This window comes from Geodermatophilus poikilotrophus, assembly GCF_900111455.1.
GTDB classification, from domain to species: Bacteria; Actinomycetota; Actinomycetes; order Mycobacteriales; family Geodermatophilaceae; genus Geodermatophilus; species Geodermatophilus poikilotrophus.
On the sequence record NZ_FOIE01000005.1, the window covers coordinates 289995 to 305231 of the forward strand.

General features: G+C 77.4%; 20 protein-coding genes and 1 riboswitch. Of the genes, 14 read left to right on the forward strand and 6 right to left on the reverse strand.

Going from position 1 to position 15237, the window contains the following annotated elements; all coding sequences use genetic code 11:
- Nucleotides 1-21: 21 nt before the first annotated feature.
- Complete coding sequence (locus BMW27_RS13360) at nucleotides 22-621, forward strand: pyridoxamine 5'-phosphate oxidase family protein (protein WP_091444912.1); 600 nt, start codon at nucleotides 22-24, stop codon at nucleotides 619-621.
- A 147-nt stretch (nucleotides 622-768) separates the two neighbouring features.
- Nucleotides 769-1194 carry a VOC family protein gene (locus tag BMW27_RS13365; protein WP_091444914.1) on the forward strand — a complete coding sequence of 142 codons (426 nt, stop codon included), beginning with the start codon at nucleotides 769-771 and terminating at the stop codon, nucleotides 1192-1194.
- 19 nt (nucleotides 1195-1213) lie between these two features.
- Here BMW27_RS13365 and BMW27_RS22960 read toward each other — a convergent pair whose 3' ends face one another.
- Nucleotides 1214-1411, reverse strand: coding sequence for a hypothetical protein (locus tag BMW27_RS22960; RefSeq protein ID WP_139206898.1), 198 nt, complete (start codon nucleotides 1409-1411; stop codon nucleotides 1214-1216).
- Between the two features lie 166 nt (nucleotides 1412-1577).
- Here BMW27_RS22960 and BMW27_RS24380 point away from each other — a divergent pair, with 166 nt between their 5' ends.
- On the forward strand, nucleotides 1578-2138 hold the full coding sequence (locus tag BMW27_RS24380) for a type II toxin-antitoxin system PemK/MazF family toxin (RefSeq protein WP_281244760.1): 561 nt from the start codon (nucleotides 1578-1580) through the stop codon (nucleotides 2136-2138).
- Nucleotides 2139-2143: 5 nt separating this feature from the next.
- The gene (locus BMW27_RS13375) at nucleotides 2144-2875 is read left to right on the forward strand and encodes a class I SAM-dependent methyltransferase (protein ID WP_091444918.1); all 732 of its coding nucleotides are present in this window, start codon (nucleotides 2144-2146) and stop codon (nucleotides 2873-2875) included.
- Here the strand turns inward: BMW27_RS13375 and BMW27_RS13380 are convergent.
- From BMW27_RS13380 to BMW27_RS13400, 5 genes are all read right to left on the reverse strand, one after another.
- Nucleotides 2845-3324, reverse strand: a complete 480-nt coding sequence (locus BMW27_RS13380; RefSeq protein ID WP_091444920.1) for a hypothetical protein — start codon at nucleotides 3322-3324, stop codon at nucleotides 2845-2847. The two genes, BMW27_RS13375 and BMW27_RS13380, sit on opposite strands and share 31 nt — an antisense overlap.
- 74 nt (nucleotides 3325-3398) lie before the next feature.
- Nucleotides 3399-3674, reverse strand: coding sequence for a hypothetical protein (locus tag BMW27_RS13385; RefSeq protein WP_245743543.1), 276 nt, complete (start codon nucleotides 3672-3674; stop codon nucleotides 3399-3401).
- A 93-nt stretch (nucleotides 3675-3767) separates the two neighbouring features.
- Nucleotides 3768-4835 carry an AbrB family transcriptional regulator gene (locus tag BMW27_RS13390; protein ID WP_091444924.1) on the reverse strand — a complete coding sequence of 356 codons (1068 nt, stop codon included), beginning with the start codon at nucleotides 4833-4835 and terminating at the stop codon, nucleotides 3768-3770.
- Nucleotides 4836-4954: 119 nt separating this feature from the next.
- On the reverse strand, nucleotides 4955-5248 hold the full coding sequence (locus BMW27_RS13395) for a transcriptional regulator (protein ID WP_091444926.1): 294 nt from the start codon (nucleotides 5246-5248) through the stop codon (nucleotides 4955-4957).
- Nucleotides 5245-5703, reverse strand: a complete 459-nt coding sequence (locus tag BMW27_RS13400; protein WP_091444927.1) for a hypothetical protein — start codon at nucleotides 5701-5703, stop codon at nucleotides 5245-5247. The genes BMW27_RS13395 and BMW27_RS13400 overlap by 4 nt, the downstream gene beginning before the upstream one ends.
- A gap of 55 nt (nucleotides 5704-5758) precedes the next feature.
- A riboswitch (cobalamin riboswitch) is annotated at nucleotides 5759-5902 on the forward strand.
- A gap of 51 nt (nucleotides 5903-5953) precedes the next feature.
- Here BMW27_RS13400 and BMW27_RS13405 point away from each other — a divergent pair.
- The 10 genes from BMW27_RS13405 (at nucleotide 5954) to cobT (ending at nucleotide 15179) form a co-directional block, all read left to right on the forward strand.
- On the forward strand, nucleotides 5954-7981 hold the full coding sequence (locus BMW27_RS13405; RefSeq protein WP_091444929.1) for a putative cobaltochelatase: 2028 nt from the start codon (nucleotides 5954-5956) through the stop codon (nucleotides 7979-7981).
- Nucleotides 7981-8595, forward strand: a complete 615-nt coding sequence (cobO, locus tag BMW27_RS13410) for a cob(I)yrinic acid a,c-diamide adenosyltransferase (RefSeq protein ID WP_091444930.1) — start codon at nucleotides 7981-7983, stop codon at nucleotides 8593-8595. The genes BMW27_RS13405 and cobO overlap by 1 nt, the downstream gene beginning before the upstream one ends.
- Nucleotides 8592-9983 (forward strand): cobyrinic acid a,c-diamide synthase CobB, encoded by a 1392-nt coding sequence (locus BMW27_RS13415; protein WP_245743544.1) that lies wholly within the window; start codon nucleotides 8592-8594, stop codon nucleotides 9981-9983. The genes cobO and BMW27_RS13415 overlap by 4 nt, the downstream gene beginning before the upstream one ends.
- On the forward strand, nucleotides 9970-10650 hold the full coding sequence (locus BMW27_RS13420) for an energy-coupling factor ABC transporter permease (RefSeq protein ID WP_091444934.1): 681 nt from the start codon (nucleotides 9970-9972) through the stop codon (nucleotides 10648-10650). Before BMW27_RS13415 ends, BMW27_RS13420 begins: the two co-directional genes overlap by 14 nt.
- Nucleotides 10647-10952, forward strand: a complete 306-nt coding sequence (locus BMW27_RS13425; RefSeq protein WP_091444935.1) for an energy-coupling factor ABC transporter substrate-binding protein — start codon at nucleotides 10647-10649, stop codon at nucleotides 10950-10952. Before BMW27_RS13420 ends, BMW27_RS13425 begins: the two co-directional genes overlap by 4 nt.
- An 88-nt stretch (nucleotides 10953-11040) precedes the next feature.
- Nucleotides 11041-11775 carry a cobalt ECF transporter T component CbiQ gene (cbiQ, locus tag BMW27_RS13430; RefSeq protein ID WP_091444937.1) on the forward strand — a complete coding sequence of 245 codons (735 nt, stop codon included), beginning with the start codon at nucleotides 11041-11043 and terminating at the stop codon, nucleotides 11773-11775.
- Nucleotides 11772-12611, forward strand: a complete 840-nt coding sequence (locus BMW27_RS13435) for an energy-coupling factor ABC transporter ATP-binding protein (protein ID WP_091444938.1) — start codon at nucleotides 11772-11774, stop codon at nucleotides 12609-12611. Before cbiQ ends, BMW27_RS13435 begins: the two co-directional genes overlap by 4 nt.
- Complete coding sequence (locus BMW27_RS13440) at nucleotides 12608-13006, forward strand: cobalamin biosynthesis protein (RefSeq protein ID WP_091444940.1); 399 nt, start codon at nucleotides 12608-12610, stop codon at nucleotides 13004-13006. The genes BMW27_RS13435 and BMW27_RS13440 overlap by 4 nt, the downstream gene beginning before the upstream one ends.
- Complete coding sequence (cobC, locus tag BMW27_RS13445) at nucleotides 12994-14070, forward strand: Rv2231c family histidinol phosphate aminotransferase CobC (protein ID WP_091444942.1); 1077 nt, start codon at nucleotides 12994-12996, stop codon at nucleotides 14068-14070. Before BMW27_RS13440 ends, cobC begins: the two co-directional genes overlap by 13 nt.
- Before the next feature lie 59 nt (nucleotides 14071-14129).
- Complete coding sequence (cobT, locus tag BMW27_RS13450; protein ID WP_281244765.1) at nucleotides 14130-15179, forward strand: nicotinate-nucleotide--dimethylbenzimidazole phosphoribosyltransferase; 1050 nt, start codon at nucleotides 14130-14132, stop codon at nucleotides 15177-15179.
- Nucleotides 15180-15237: the final 58 nt, after the last annotated feature.

Sequence of the window (15237 nt, forward strand, 5' to 3'; positions counted from 1 at the left end):
TAGCCCGGCTACCGTGTACCCGTGGACACCGCTCCGGACGTGCTGGCCGGTTACCGCCCACCCTCGCGGCTGGTGCAGGACAAGGTCGTCGACCACCTCGACCGGCACTGCCGCGCCTTCATCGCGCTGTCGCCGTTCGCCACGCTGGCCACGGCCGGGGCCGACGGCTGGCCGGACGTCTCCCCGCGGGGCGGTGACCCGGGGTTCGCTAGGGTCCTCGACGAGCGGACCCTCGCCCTCCCGGACCGGCAGGGCAACAACCGGGTGGACAGCCTGCGCAACACCGTGGGCAACCCGCGGGCCGCTCTGCTGTTCTTCGTGCCCGGGTTCGAGGAGACGCTCAAGGTCTTCGGGACGACGACCCTCGTGGGCCCGGACGACCTCGGCGTGGACCTGACCGAGTTCGGCCGCCCGCCGCGGTCGGTGCTGGTGCTGACCGTCGAGCGGGCGTACTTCCAGTGCGGCAAGGCGGTCATGCGCTCGGGGCTGTGGGACCCGCAGCGGCAGGTCGAGCGCTCGACCTTCCCGTCGCTGGGCGAGGTGCTGCGCGACCACTGCGGGCTGAGCACGCCACTGCCCGGGCAGGAGGAGATGCGCGCGGAGCTGGCGCAGGAGCTCTGAGGGAGGGCCTCCCTGCCACACCGTTCGCAGGCTCACGCCAGGCCCCGTCCCGAGGCTCGCCCTGAGCCCGCGAGGGGTGAGGAGGACGGGGTCCTTCCGCCTGCGGGGAGGCCGGGATCCGTCGGTGGCCCGGCCTATCGTCCGCGCATGGCCACCGACATCCAGATCGTGATCGACTGCGCCGATCCGCACGGACAGGCCGACTGGTGGGCCGAGGTGCTCGGGTGGCAGGTCGAACCGCAGGACGAGGCCTTCATCCGCCGGATGGTGGCGACGGGCGCGGCGACCGAGGCGGACACCACCACGCACCGCGGCGCGCTGGTCTGGAGCTCGGCCGCGGCGATCACCTCGCCCGACCCCCACCGGCCGCGGGTGCTCTTCCAGCGGGTCCCCGAGCCCAAGACCGTCAAGAACCGCGTGCACCTCGACGTGCACGTGGGTGCCGACCGGCGGGAGGACGAGGTCGCCCGCCTGCTGCGGCTCGGGGCGACCGAGCTCCACCGGCAGTCGCAGGGTCCGTTCGAGTGGGCGACCCTCACCGACCCCGAGGGCAACGAGTTCTGCGTCGCCTGAAGGAGGACCCCGTCCTCTCTCAGCCGACGCGCAGGTCGCGTGCCAGCTTCCGGTAGGCGACGGTGCGTTCGGCGACGGCCCGTCGGCGACCGCGCCGGCTCCGCCGGCCGGTGCCCAGGTACCGTGCGTCCTCCACGAGCTGGAAGGCGGCGAGCACGCTCGCCTTCACCTCGCGCCCCCGCGGCAGTGCAGGGGGAAGCGGCTCAGCCGAGGTCATGGCGACCCCCCTCTCCCGGGGTCGGCCGTGCCCGGTCCCCGTACGGCCATGGTGCCCCTGTCTCGGCAGGTCCAACCGTGTTGGTGACGGATCGACACCTGTGTGTCACACGGAACACCCGACCAGCACCACCCGCCCCACCGGGCACACCCGTACCGTGCCGGGCATGGCCGGACCCTCCCTGCCCCGGGTGCTCAGGTCGCTGCTGCGCGCGGTCGTGCGGCCGCCCGCTCCCCGGCCCGGTCCGCCCGCGGACCGGTCCCGCCCACCCGCGGCCCGGCCCGCTCCGTCCGCCGCCCGCGGCCCCGGCGGCCCCGTCCGGGACCTCAGCGGCGGCCTGGACGGCGTCGACCTCGCCTTCCGCCCCCAGGACGACGGCGAGCCCGACCCGGGCGAGGTCGTGTGGGCGTGGGTGCCCTACGACGAGGGCGACGGCCGCGGCAAGGACCGCCCCGTGCTCGTCGTCGGCCGCCGGGGAGCCGACCTGGTCGGCCTGATGCTTTCCAGCCAGGACCACGACCGGGACGCCGCGGACGAGGCCCGGCACGGCCGCACCTGGATGGACGTCGGCCGCGGCGGCTGGGACCCGCGCGGGCGGCCCAGCGAGGTGCGCCTGGACCGCCTGCTGCTCCTGCCGCCCGGCTCGGCCCGCCGGGAGGGCGCGGCGCTCGGGCGGGCGGTCTTCGACGACGTGGTGACGGCGCTGCGCGCACTGCACCGCCGCTGACCGCGGTGGACGCCGCCGAGGTCTTCTGGGCTCTGCACAGCGACCTGCCGCGCGAGGGCGTGGGGTCGGACGCGACCACCCGGACCCTGCTGGCGCTCGCCGCGCCGCTGCCGCCCTCCCCCCGCGCCCTCGACGTCGGGTGCGGTCCCGGTCGGGCGTCGCTGGTGCTGGCCGGCGCCGGCGCGCGGGTGATCGCCGTGGACCTGCACGAGCCGTTCCTGCGCCGCACCCGGAGGGCGGCGCAGGACGCCGGCCTCGGCGGGCGGGTCGCCGTGGAGCGGGCGTCGATGACCGCGCTGCCCCACCCCGACGGCGCGTTCGACCTGCTGTGGTGCGAGGGCGCGGCCTACCTGATGGGCGTGGACCGGGCGCTGCACGAGTGGCGCCGGCTGCTGCGGCCCGGTGGGGCGCTGGTGCTCACCGACGCGGTCTGGACGACGGCCACCCCCTCCGCGGAGGCCCGCCGGTTCTGGGTCCAGTACCCGGCGATGCGCGACGAGGCGGCGCTGGTCGCGGCGGCCCGGTCGGCGGGCTACCAGGTCCTGGCGACGCACCTGCTGCCCGACGCGGACTGGACCGACGAGTACCACGGCCCGCTGGCCGCGGCGATCGACGCGTGGCCGGACCCGGACCCCGGGACGGCCGCGGTCCTGGCCGAGGCGCGCAGCGAGGCCGAGGTCCGGCAGGCGCACCGCGACGAGTTCGGCTACCTGGCGCTGGTGCTGCGCCGCAGCTGAGCGACCGGCGCCGCGGCAGCGGCACCGGCACCGTGCAGCCGGCGCTTCGCGAGGGCGATGGGCAGCTGACCGGCCAGCGCAGGCAGCACCCACCAGACCGGGTTCCCCGTGGCGGCCACCAGCAGCCCGGTCGCCAGCGCGATGTAGGAACCTCCCAGCAGGTGCGGCTGCAGGGTCCGCCAGTGGGGCCACGCCTGCCGCCGGGCCAGCGCGCCGGCGACCGCGAGCGCCTCCGTGGCCACGGCCACCGGGAGCAGCCAGCCCAGGCCGGGTGCCGACACCGCCAGGACCGCGCCGCTCGCCGCGACACCGGCGACCGCCGCCTGGTAGCCGCCGGCCGGGCCCCGCGCCCGTGCCCCCGCCAGGCGGGCGACGAGCCACACCGGCCCGAGCAGCAGTCCCGCCGTCCCGGCGGTCACGTGGAGCAGGAGCAGCGGGTCGCCGGTCATGGGCCGACGGTGCCAGCGGCCCGGCCACCCGGGCAGTGCCGTCCGTCAGGACCCGGGTGTGACAGGTGTACGGGTCACTCCGCGACGGACTGGTCGCGCACCGTCTGCCGGGGGCGCAGGTGGTAGACCCCGGCCTGCGGGCCCAGCGGGGTCAGGTCGTAGCGGTGCACCACCTTGGGGCCGCCGTGCAGGTGGACGTGCGTGACGGTCGGCAGGGGCTCCCCGTGCCGCGCCTCGCGGATCTCCACCCGGCCGTCGAGCGGGCCACCGACGAACAGCAGCACCGCGTCCTGCGTGCCGGCGTCCGCGCCGGTCTGGTCCTCGGACGACTCCCTCACCTCCTCCGACACCGGGTCGAGGGTAGGCGCGCCCGGTGGCCGCGGCACGGCGCCGTCCGGGGCAACCGGCCTCCTCCGGCGTGCCCCGACCTGCAGGGGGTCCCCTCAGCCGCCCTCCGAGCGTCGCAGCCAGCGCGCCAGCAGCGGCGCCGAGAGCAGCATCACGAACAGCCGCAGCACCTGCACGGCGAGCACGAAGGTGGCGTCGGCGCCGCTGTCCTGGGCGGTGGCCAGCACGGCGTAGAGACCGCCGGGGGTGGTGGCGAGGTAGGCGTCCAGCGCGCTGGCGCCGGTGGTCGCGGTGAGCACCGCACCCAGCCCGGCACAGGCGGCGACCAGGCCGAGTATCACGGCGAGCGCGAGCGGCAGCGCCCGGCCGACGGTGCGCAGGCTGTCCCGGTCGAAGTTCAGCCCGACCACCAGCCCGATGACCAGGAAGGCCGCGGTCTCCAGCGGGGCCGGGACGTCCGCCCCGCCCGAGAGCCCGCCGAGGTCGAGCCCGGCGGCGACCAGCAGCGGCCCGAGCAGCGTCGGCACGGGGATCCGCAGCAGCCGGGCCAGCGGCGCGCCGGCTCCCAGGCAGACCGCGGCGAACAGCAGCCCGGCCGGCCACCCGGGCCCGGCGTCGTCCACCGTCGTCCCCCCGGAGCCGGGAGCGGCGCCGAACAGGGCCGTGGCCGCCACCGGCATGAGGACGACGATGAGCAGCACCCGCAGGTACTGCAGGACGGCGACCATCCGGTCGTCGGCGCCCAGCTCCCGGGACATCGCCGTGATGCCCGACGCTCCCCCGGCGACCATGGCGAACGCCCCGGTCACCGGGCTGACGCCGGGCTGCAGGCGCATGAGCAGCCCGGCCAGCACGCTGAGCAGCAGGGTGCCGACGGTCACCAGCAGGACCGGCAGCCAGTCCCGGCCGATCGCCTCGAGGGTGTCCAGGTCGACCAGCGCGCCGATCGACACGCCGATCAGCCCCTGGGCCGCCGTGGTGGCCGGCCGGGGGACGGCGAGCCGGCGGCGTCCGGCCAGACCGCGCACCAGCCCGGCCACCAGGCCGCCGAAGAGGGACGGCGAGGGCAGGTCGAGGACGTCGAGGGCCAGCGTGACGGCGAGGGCGGCGGCGACCACGAGGGCCAGGTCGGTCGCGCGCGCACCCCACCCCCGCTCCGCCACGCTCCCCAGTCTCCCGGCCCTCCTGCTGGATCCCGCCGCGAGCCTGGTGAGGTCCCGGACGGCCCCGTCCAGGGGCCCACCCCGAGCTCGCGGAGGGTGGGGAGGACGGGGACCCTTCGTCAACCGCCCGTGATGCGGCGCAGCTCGGCGACGTGCGCGTCGAACGCGGCCCGCCCCTCGCGGGTGAGGGCCAGGCTGGTGCGCAGCCGGGAGGCGCGGGTGGCCTTACGGACCCGCACGTAGCCGGCCTCCTCGAGCTGCTTGACGTGCTTGGACAGCACCGAGTCGCTGACGCCGACGGTGTCTCGGACCGCGGCGAAGTCCATCGTGTCGACGGCGGCGAGCAGGCCGCAGACCTGCAGCCGGGGTGGCGGGTGGATGACCGCGTCGAAGCGCGGCGCGACCGCGGTCACCGTTCACCACGCAGCTCGGCGACGTAGATGCGGGTCCACCACCGGCTGATGAGCGCCACGCCCACGCCGAGCACGGCACCGGCGACCACCATCGCGCCGCCCCAGTGCTCGTCGGCCGCGAAGCCGGCGAGCAGGACCCCGAGGGCGAACACCATCCACACCGACAACGCCCGCCAGGTCGGGCCCTTGCGGAACCCGTCCACCCAGAAGCCGGTGCGCCGCTTGTAGACCTCGACCATCCCGCGGAGGCACAGCAGGAAGACGACGAGCGCCGCGAGGCTGACCCAGTTGTCGTGCAGCGCGTAGGAGCTCACGAACCCGAACAGGAGCAGCCCGAGCAGCGCGTCGTACCACCACGGCTGCACGGCCCGGTCGGCCAGCGCGGCGCGCTGGGACTGCAGGGCGGCCAGCTCGGCCCGGGCGGCGTCACGGTCGGGGACCTCGTTGCTTTCCATGTCGGAAAGACTGCCGGTCCACTTTCCATCTCGTCAAGACACGGGCCGGGGTGTCACTCACGAGGGCGGCCGTGGTCTGATGACGCGGCCACAGCGACGGCAGTGGAGGAAGCCCGGTGCGACTCCGGCGCGGTCCCGCCACTGTGTGCCGGCCTCGTGCCGGGAAGTCAGGAACTCCCGCCGTCGCCTCCTGCCACCTCCGGGCGTGGACACCCGGGGAGAGGACGCGTGCCGTGCGCGGTCGACCCGCATGACCTATCCCTTCGGTGCCGTCGTCGGCATGGACGACATGCGGCTCGCGCTGCTGCTCAACGCCGTCTCCCCCGCCGTCGGCGGCGTGCTCGTCCGCGGCGAGAAGGGGACCGCGAAGTCGACGGCGGTGCGCGCGCTGGCCGCCGTCCTGCCGCCCGTGGCCGTCGTCGCCGGCTGCCGTTTCGCCTGCGACCCCGCCGCCCCGGACCCGGCCTGCCCTGACGGCCCGCACGATCCCGGCGCCCCGGGCTCCACCCGCCCGGCGCGGCTGGTCGAGCTGCCGGTGGGCGCCTCGGAGGACCGCGTCGTCGGCTCGCTGGACCTCGAGCGGGCGCTCACCGAGGGCGTGAAGGCCTTCGAGCCCGGGCTGCTGGCCGCGGCGCACCGCGGCGTGCTCTACGTCGACGAGGTCAACCTGCTGCACGACCACCTGGTCGACCTGCTGCTCGACGCCGCCGCGCTGGGCACCGCCTACGTCGAGCGCGAGGGCGTCTCGGTGCGGCACGCCGCGCGGTTCCTGCTGGTCGGGACGATGAACCCCGAGGAGGGCGAGCTGCGCCCCCAGCTGCTCGACCGCTTCGGGCTCACCGTGGAGGTGGCCGCACCCCGCGACCCGGCCGAGCGCGCCGAGGTGGTGCGCCGCCGGTTCGCCCACGACGCCGACCCGGCCGGGTTCGCCGCGTCGTGGGCCGACGAGGAGGCCGGGCTGGCGCGCCGGATCGCCGAGGCCCGCGCCCGCCTGCCGCACGTCGTCCTGTCCGACGACGCGCTGCGCCAGGTGACCGCCGTGTGCGCGGCGTTCGACGTCGACGGGCTGCGCGCCGACCTGGTCACCGCCCGCGCCGCGATCGCGCACGCCGCCTGGTGCGGCCGGGACGAGGTCACCGAGGACGACGTCCGGGTGGCCGCCCGGCTGGCCCTCCCACACCGCCGGCGCCGCAACCCGTTCGACGCGCCCGGCCTGGACGAGGAGACCCTCGAGCAGGCGCTCGACGACGCCCGCCCCGACGACGACCCACCCGAGGGCCCGGACGACGGCGGCGGCACCCCGCCTCCGCCGCCGCCCGGCGGCCCGTCCGGGGACGGCGGTGCGCCGGAGTCCCCGGACGCCGACAGCGGCACCGGGTCGTCCCCTCCCTCGACGGCACCCCGCGGGGAGGGTGGCGGCTCCGCCGCGGCCGCCCCGGCGCCCGACCGCGCCGCGGTGGCGCCCGCCGACCCGTTCCGCACCCGCCGCCTCGAGGTGCCCGGCATCGGCGCGGGCGTGGCCGGCCGGCGCTCGCGGGCACGGGGCGACCGCGGCCGCGTCGTCGGCGCCACCCGCCCGAGCGGCACGGTCACCCGGCTGCACCTGACCGGCACCGTGCTCGCCGCCGCACCGCACCAGGTCGCCCGAGGGCGCACCGGCCCGGGGCTGCGGATCGCCCGGGAGGACCTGCGCCAAGCCGTCCTGGAGGGCCGGGAGGGCAACCTCGTGCTCTTCGTCGTCGACGCCAGCGGCTCGATGGGCTCCCGCTCGCGGATGGCTGCGGTCAAGGGCGCCGTCCTCTCGCTGCTGCTGGACGCCTACCAACGCCGGGACAAGGTCGGCCTGGTGACCTTCCGCGGCACCGGCGCCGAGCTGGCGCTGCCGCCGACCTGGTCGGTCGAGGCCGCCGCGGCCCGGCTCACCGCGCTGCCCACCGGCGGCCGCACCCCGCTCGCCGCCGGGCTGCTGCGGGCGCACCAGACGCTGCGGGTGGAGCGGGTCCGCGACCCGCAGCGCCGTCCGCTGCTGGTCGTCGTCACCGACGGGCGGGCCACCGGCGCACGCGGGTCCGCGGCCGTCGCCGACGCGCACGCGGCCGCGGCGCTGCTGGCGGCGGAGGGGACGGCGGCCGTCGTCGTCGACTGCGAGTCCGGGCCGGTGCGCCTCGGGCTGGCCGGCGCGCTCGGGACGGCGCTGGGCGCGCAGACCCTGCGCCTGGAGGAGCTGGCCGCCGAGTCGCTGGCCGCCACGGTGCGCTCGCTGCGGGAGGCCGCCTGATGCCGCAGGGACAGGTGGGCGTCGTCCCGCAGGACGGGCTGACGACGAGACAGCGGCGCAACCGGCCGCTGCTCGCCGTCCACACCGGGGAGATGAAGGGCAAGTCCACCGCCGCGTTCGGCATGGCGATGCGGGCGTGGAACCAGGGCTGGTCGATCGCGGTCTACCAGTTCGTCAAGAGCGCCAAGTGGCGGGTCGGCGAGGAGAACGCGCTGACCGCGCTGGGCCGGCTGCACGAGCAGACCGGCGAGGGCGGGCCGGTGGTCTGGCACAAGATGGGATCGGGCTGGAGCTGGTCGCGCCGTCAGGGCACCGAGGTCGACCACGCCGCCGATGCTGCCGAGGGCTGGGCGCAGATCAAGCGCGACCTCACCGCCGAGGCGCACCGCTTCTACGTGCTCGACGAGTTCACCTACCCGCTGAAGTGGGGCTGGGTCGACGTCGACGACGTCGTCGAGACGCTGACGAAACGCCCCGGCACCCAGCACGTGGTGGTCACCGGGCGGGACGCCCCGCCGGCGCTGGTCGAGGCCGCCGACCTGGTCGTCGAGATGACCAAGGTCAAGCACCCGATGGACGCCGGCCAGAAGGGCCAGCGGGGGATCGAGTGGTGAGCAGCGCGGTCCCGCGGCTGGTCGTCGCCGCGCCGTCGAGCAACGCGGGGAAGACGTCGGTCGCCACCGGCCTGGTCGCCGCGCTCACCGCCCGCGGCCTGACCGTCTCCCCGCACAAGGTCGGCCCCGACTACATCGACCCGGGCTACACCGGCCTGGCCGCCGGGCGGCCCGGGCGAAACCTGGACCCGGTGCTGGTCGGCGAGGAGCGGGTCGTCCCGCTGTTCCTGCACGGGGCCCGCGGCGCCGACGTCGCCGTGGTCGAGGGCGTCATGGGCCTGTTCGATGGCGCGACCCGGCCGGGCCTGGAGCCGGGGTTCGCCTCCACCGCGCACGTGGCCCGGCTGCTGCGCGCGCCGGTGGTGCTGGTCGTCGACGCCTCCGCGCAGGCGCAGAGCGTCGCCGCGCTGGTGCACGGGTTCGCCACCTACGACCCGACGGTGCGGCTCGGCGGCGTGGTGCTCAACCGGGTCGGCAGCGACCGGCACGAGGAGATCCTGCGCGAGGCCCTCGGCGGCTCCGGCGTGCCGGTGCTCGGTGCGGTCCGCCGCATGGAGGCCCTCGGCACGCCGTCGCGGCACCTCGGGCTGGTGCCCGCCGCCGAGCGGTCGGCCGAGGCGCTGGGCACCGTCGGCCGGCTCGGCGAGGTGGTGGCCGGCGCGGTCGACCTGGACGCCGTCCTGCGGCTGGCCCGCACCGCCCCGGCCCTGGACGCCGTGCCGTGGGATCCCGCCGCGGAGGTCGCACCGGTGGACGGCCGGCCGCGGATCGCCGTCGCCGGCGGTGCGGCCTTCACCTTCGGCTACGCGGAGAACACCGAGCTGCTCGAGGCCGCCGGCGCCGAGGTGGTGACCGTCGACCCGCTGCGGGACGAGGAGCTGCCCGAGGGCACCGCCGGTCTGGTGGTCGGCGGCGGGTTCCCCGAGGTGCACGCCGCGGACCTCTCGGCGAACGAGACGCTGCGGGCCGACATCGCCGCGCTCGCCGCCCGGGGCGGCCCGGTCGCCGCCGAGTGTGCCGGGCTGCTGTACCTGGCCCGCAGCCTGGACGGCGTCCCGATGTGCGGCGTCCTCGCCACCGACGCGGTCATGTCCGCGCGGCTGACCCTCGGCTACCGCGAGGCCGTCGCGCTCAGCGACTCGGTGCTCGCGCCGGCCGGCACCCGGGTGCGCGGCCACGAGTTCCACCGCACGGTCGCCACCCCGGCCGCCGGGTCCGCGCCGGCCTGGCGGTGGGCGGGAGCCGGGCCGGAGGGGTTCGTGAGCGGGGGCGTGCACGCGTCCTACCTGCACCTGAACTGGGCCGGGTCCCCGGCCCTGGCCGAGCGGTTCGTGGCCGCCTGCGCGGCAGCAGCTCTCCCGGAAGGGGCACGGCATGCACATCGCTGAGGGGTTCCTGCCGGTGACGCACGCGGTCGGCTGGACGCTGGCCGCCGCGCCCTTCGTCGTCCACGGTGCCCGGCAGGTGGTCACCGAGGTGCGCGAGCGCCCGGAGAACACGCTGCTGCTCGGCGCGGCCGGCGCGTTCACCTTCGTCCTGAGCGCCGTGAAGCTGCCCTCCTTCACCGGCAGCTCCAGCCACCCCACCGGTACGGGGGCCGGCGCCGTCCTGTTCCGGCCGCCGGTGATGGCGCTGCTCGGCACCATCGTGCTGCTGTTCCAGGCGCTGCTGCTGGCGCACGGCGGGCTGACCACGCTGGGCGCCAACGCGTTCGCCATGGCGGTGGTCGGGCCGTGGGCCGGCTACGGCGCCTACCGGCTCGTCCGCCGGCTCGGCGGCGGGCTGCTGCCCGGGGTGTTCGCCGCGATGGCCGTCGCCGACCTCGCCACCTACGTCACGACGGCCGGGCAGCTCGCCCTCGCCCTGCCCGACGCCGAGACCGGGGTCCCCGGCGCGCTGGTCAAGTTCCTCTCCGTCTTCGCGCTGACCCAGGTGCCGCTGGCGGTCGGCGAGGGGCTGCTGGGCGTGCTGCTGTTCCGGGCGCTCACCGTGAACGCCCGCCCCGAGCTGGAGCGCCTCGGCCTGCTGGCGGCTGCGCCGGAGCCGACCCGGTGACCCGCTCCCGGCTGGGAACCGCCCTGCTGGTCCTCGGTGTGCTGGCGCTGATCGCGCTGCCGCTGGTCCTCGACGGCGGGACGTCGGAGTTCGCCGGCACCGACGCCACGGCCGCCGAGCTCGCCGAGGAGCAGGGCGCGCAGCCCTGGTTCGAGTCGGTGTTCTCGCCGTCGTCGGCCGAGGTGGAGTCGGGGCTGTTCGCGCTGCAGGCGGCGCTCGGCGGCGGGGTGCTCGGCTACGTGCTCGGCAGGCTGCGCGGCCGCCGGCTGGCCGAGCGCTCGCGGGAGGACGGCGGCTCGTGAGCACGCACCTGCGCCGTGATCACCGGCAGGTGACCGCCCCGATCCGGCGTGTCGGCAGCCACCCGCCGATGACCACGGAGGCCCCGACGTGACCGGGCTCGCCGTCGACGACGCGGCCTGGGCCAGCGCCTGGCGCCGCCGCTCCCCCGCCGACAAGCTGCTGCTCTGCGGTGGCCTGGTCGGGTGCGCCCTGGCGCTGCCGGCCTGGCCGGGGAGCGTGCTGGTCGGGCTCACCGCGGTCGTCCTCGCACTGGGCCCGGCCCGGGTGCCCGCCCGCACGTTCGGCCGGGCGGTGCGCTGGCCGCTGGCGTTCATCGCCGTCGGCGCGCTGACCTCGGTGGTCACCGTGGGCACCGGCGGCCTCGGCTGGGCGCCGGACGCCGCCGCCCGCGCCGGCTCGCTCGCCGGGCACGCCCTGGCCGGCAGCGCCGCGGTGCTGCTCCTGGCGACCACCACGCCGATGTCGGACCTGCTGCCCGCGCTGCGCGGCCTGCGGGTGCCGGCGGCGGTGGTCGAGGTCGCGGCGGTCACCTACCGGCTGCTGTTCGTGCTGCTGGCGAGCCTGCGCACCATCCGCGAGGCGCAGACGGCGCGGATGGGGTACTCGACGCCTGCCCGCGGCTGGCGCTCGTCCGGCGCGCTGGCCGCCGCGGTGCTCACCCGCTCCTGGGACCGGGCCCGCCGCATGCAGGAGGGGCTGGCCGGGCGCGGCATGGAGAGCGGTCTGCGGGTGCTGCCCGAGGTGCTGCCGTCGTCCCCGGCCTTCCTCACGGCCTCCGCCACCGGGCTGGCCGCCATCGTGGCCGCCGGGCTGGCCGCATGAGCCACCGGACGCTGACCGCCGAGCGGCTGGTCGCCGGCTACGAGCGCGGCCGCCGGGTGCTCGACGGCGCCTCGCTCACCGTGCCGGCCGGGCGCCGGCTGGCACTGCTCGGGGCCAACGGCTCGGGCAAGACCACCCTGCTGCGCTGCCTGTCCGGGGCGCTGGAGCCGGTCGCCGGCACGGTCGCGGTGGACGGGCAACGGCTGCAGCACACCCGCCGCGGCCTGCGCGCGCACCGGCAGGAGGTGCAGCTGGTGCTGCAGGACCCCGACGACCAGCTGTTCAGCGCCTCGGTCGCCCAGGACGTCTCCTTCGGCCCGCTCAACCTGGGCCTGCCCGAGGACGCCGTCCGGGAACGCGTCGCCGAGGCGCTCGCGCTGCTCGGCGTCGGGCACCTGGCCGGCCGGCCCACCCACCAGCTCTCCTACGGCGAGCGCAAGCGGGTCGCGATCGCGGGCGCGGTGGCGATGCGGCCGTGCGTGCTGCTGCTCGACGAGCCGACCGCGGGCCTGGACCCGTCTGCGGTCACCGAGGCGCTGGCCGCGCTCGAGCGGCTGCGGGCGTCGGGGTCGACCGTCGTCATGAGCACCCATGACGTCGACCTGGCGCTGCGCTGGGCCGACGACGTGGCCGTCGTCGTCGACCGCGCGGTGGTGCAGGGCGCGCCTGCCGAGGTGCTGGCCGACGACGCGCTGCTCGCCCGCGCGCGGCTCGACCGCCCGTGGGCGCTGACCGTCGGTGCCCGGCTGCGCGCCCTCGGCCTGCTGCCCGACGGCGCCCTCCCCCGTGACGTCGGGTCGCTGCTGGCAGCGTTGCCCGAGGGGGTGACCCCGTGACCGTCGTGGGGATCGGCGCCCGACCGGGCGTGAGCGCCGCGGAGGTGCTGGCCGCCGTCGACGCCGTCCTGCCCGCCGGTGCGGACGGCGTGCGGCTGGCCACCCTCGACGCGCGCGCCGCCGAGCCCGGCCTGGTCGAGGCGGCGGTCGCCCGGGCCTGGCCGCTCACCGGGCACCCCGCCGCCGCGCTGGCCGCCGTCCCCGTGCCCTCGCCGTCCTCCCGGGTGGCCGCGGCCGTCGGGACGCCGTCGGTGGCCGAGGCCGCGGCCCTGCTGGACGGCGGGACGCTGCTGGTGGGCCGCACGGTCGTCGGCCGGGTGACCGTGGCGGTCGCCGTGGGCGGCGCTGCCGACCCGGCGGCCGCGCCGCGCGGGAGCCGACCGTGGACGCGGTGACCGACCTCGACCACCACGGGGACGCCGAGCTCGCGCCGGGCCTGGTCGACCTCGCGGTCAACGTGCGCGCCGGGACGCCGCCGCCGTGGCTGCGCGCCGTCCTGCACGAGGCCCTCGACGACGCCGCTGGCTACCCCGACGCGCGACCGGCCCGCGCCGCGGTCGCCGCCGCGCACGGCCGCCCGGTCGACGAGGTGCTGCTCACGGCGGGCGCCGCCGAGGCGTTCACCCTGCTCGCGCGGGCGCTGCGGCCGCGCCGGGCGGTCGTCGTCCACCCGTCGTTCACCGAGCCGGAGGCCGCGCTGCGCGCCGCCGGGCACCCGGTCGAGCGGCTGCTGCTGGAGCCGCCCGGCTACCTGCTGCGGGAGGTGCAGGAGGACGCCGACCTGGTGGTGCTGGGCAACCCGACCAACCCGACGTCGGTGCTGCACCCGGTGGACGCCGTCGCCGCGCTGGCCCGGCCGGGGCGGGTGCTGCTGGTCGACGAGGCGTTCGCCGACACGGTGCCCGGCGAACCGGCGTCCCTGGCCGGGCGGCGCGACCTGCCCGGGCTGCTCGTGGTGCGCAGCCTGACCAAGACGTGGGGACTGGCCGGCCTGCGGGTTGGATACGCGTTCGGCCCGGCGGACCTGGTGGCGGCGCTGGCCGCGCAGCAGCCGCACTGGCCGGTGTCCACCCCGGCGCTGGCCGCCCTCGTCGCCTGCACCACCCCCGCGGCGCGAGCCGAGGCCGGGGCGGCGGCGCGCGCGCTCACCGGGGACCGGGAGGCGCTGCTGGCCGCGCTGCCACCGGCTGTGGAGGTCGTCGGGACGCCGCGGTCGTCGTTCGTGCTGCTCCGGGTGCCGGACGGCGCGCGGGTGCGGGCGGCGCTGCGGGACCGGGGCTGGGCGGTGCGCCGCGGCGACACCTTTCCCGGGCTGTCCCCCGACCACCTGCGGGTCGCCGTCCGCGATCCCGCGACCTCGGTGGCCTTCGCCGCCGACCTCGCTGCCATCCTGGACCCTGCGCTCCCCGTGACACCGGCGTTCCGGGACCTGCCCCGCATCCCCGAGGAGATCCGCTGAGCCGCCCCACGCCCCCCTCCAGCGACGCCTCCTTCGCCGGCACCCCGCTGGGCGCCACGATCGCCGCGATCGCGCCCCGGGACGCCGCCGCCGAGCGCGCCGCCCGCGACCGGCTGGACCGGATGACCAAGCCGCCGGGCTCACTCGGCGTGCTGGAGGACGTCGCCGCGCAGCTGGCGGGCACCGCCGGCACCTGCCCGCCCCCGCTCCCCACGCCGGCCGCGGTGGCGGTCTTCGCCGGCGACCACGGGGTGCACGCGCAGGGCGTCACGCCGTGGCCGCAGGAGGTCACCGCGCAGATGGTGGCCAACTTCGCCCGCGGCGGTGCGGTGGTCAACGCCTTCGCCGCGCAGCTCGGCGCCGACGTCGTCGTGGTGGACGTCGGGGTCGCGACGCCCTACGCGGTCGAGCCGAGCCCGGCGCTGCTGTCCCGCAAGGTCCGGCACGGCACCGATGACCTCGCCGTCGGCCCGGCCATGACGCTCGAGGAGGCGCAGCGGGCGGTCGAGGTCGGGATCGAGGTCGCCACCGAGCTGGCCGCGGAGCACGGCTGCCTGGTCACCGGCGACATGGGGATCACCAACACCACGGCGTCGGCGGCGCTGGTCTGCGCGTTCACCGGTGCGACGCCGGCCGCTGCCACCGGTCGCGGCACCGGCGTGGACGACCCGACGCTGGCCCGCAAGGTCGAGGTGGTCGCCCGCGCGGCCGCGCGGGTGCCGGAGCAGCCGTCGACGCCGGAGGCCGCGCTCACCGCCCTCGCCGAGGTCGGCGGCCTGGAGCACGCGGCACTGGCCGGCTTCGTGCTGGGTGCCGCGGCGGCGCGGGTGCCGGTGCTGCTGGACGGCGTGATCGCCGGGTCCGCGGCGCTGGTCGCGGCCGCCCTGTGCCCGGCGGCGCTGGAGCACGCGCTGGCCGGCCACACCTCCGCGGAACCGGGACACGGCATCGCGCTGCGGGCGCTGGGCCTGCGGCCGCTGCTGGGGCTGGACCTGCGCCTGGGCGAGGGCACCGGCGCGCTGCTGGCGCTGCCGCTGGTCGCCAGCGCGGCGCGGGCGCTGCGCGAGGTGGCGACGTTCGACTCGGCCGGTGTGACGGAGAAGTCGTGAGCGGGCTCGCGAGCTCACGCGGGGGCTCAGCTGCGCCGCTCGCTGCCGCGACGAGCGC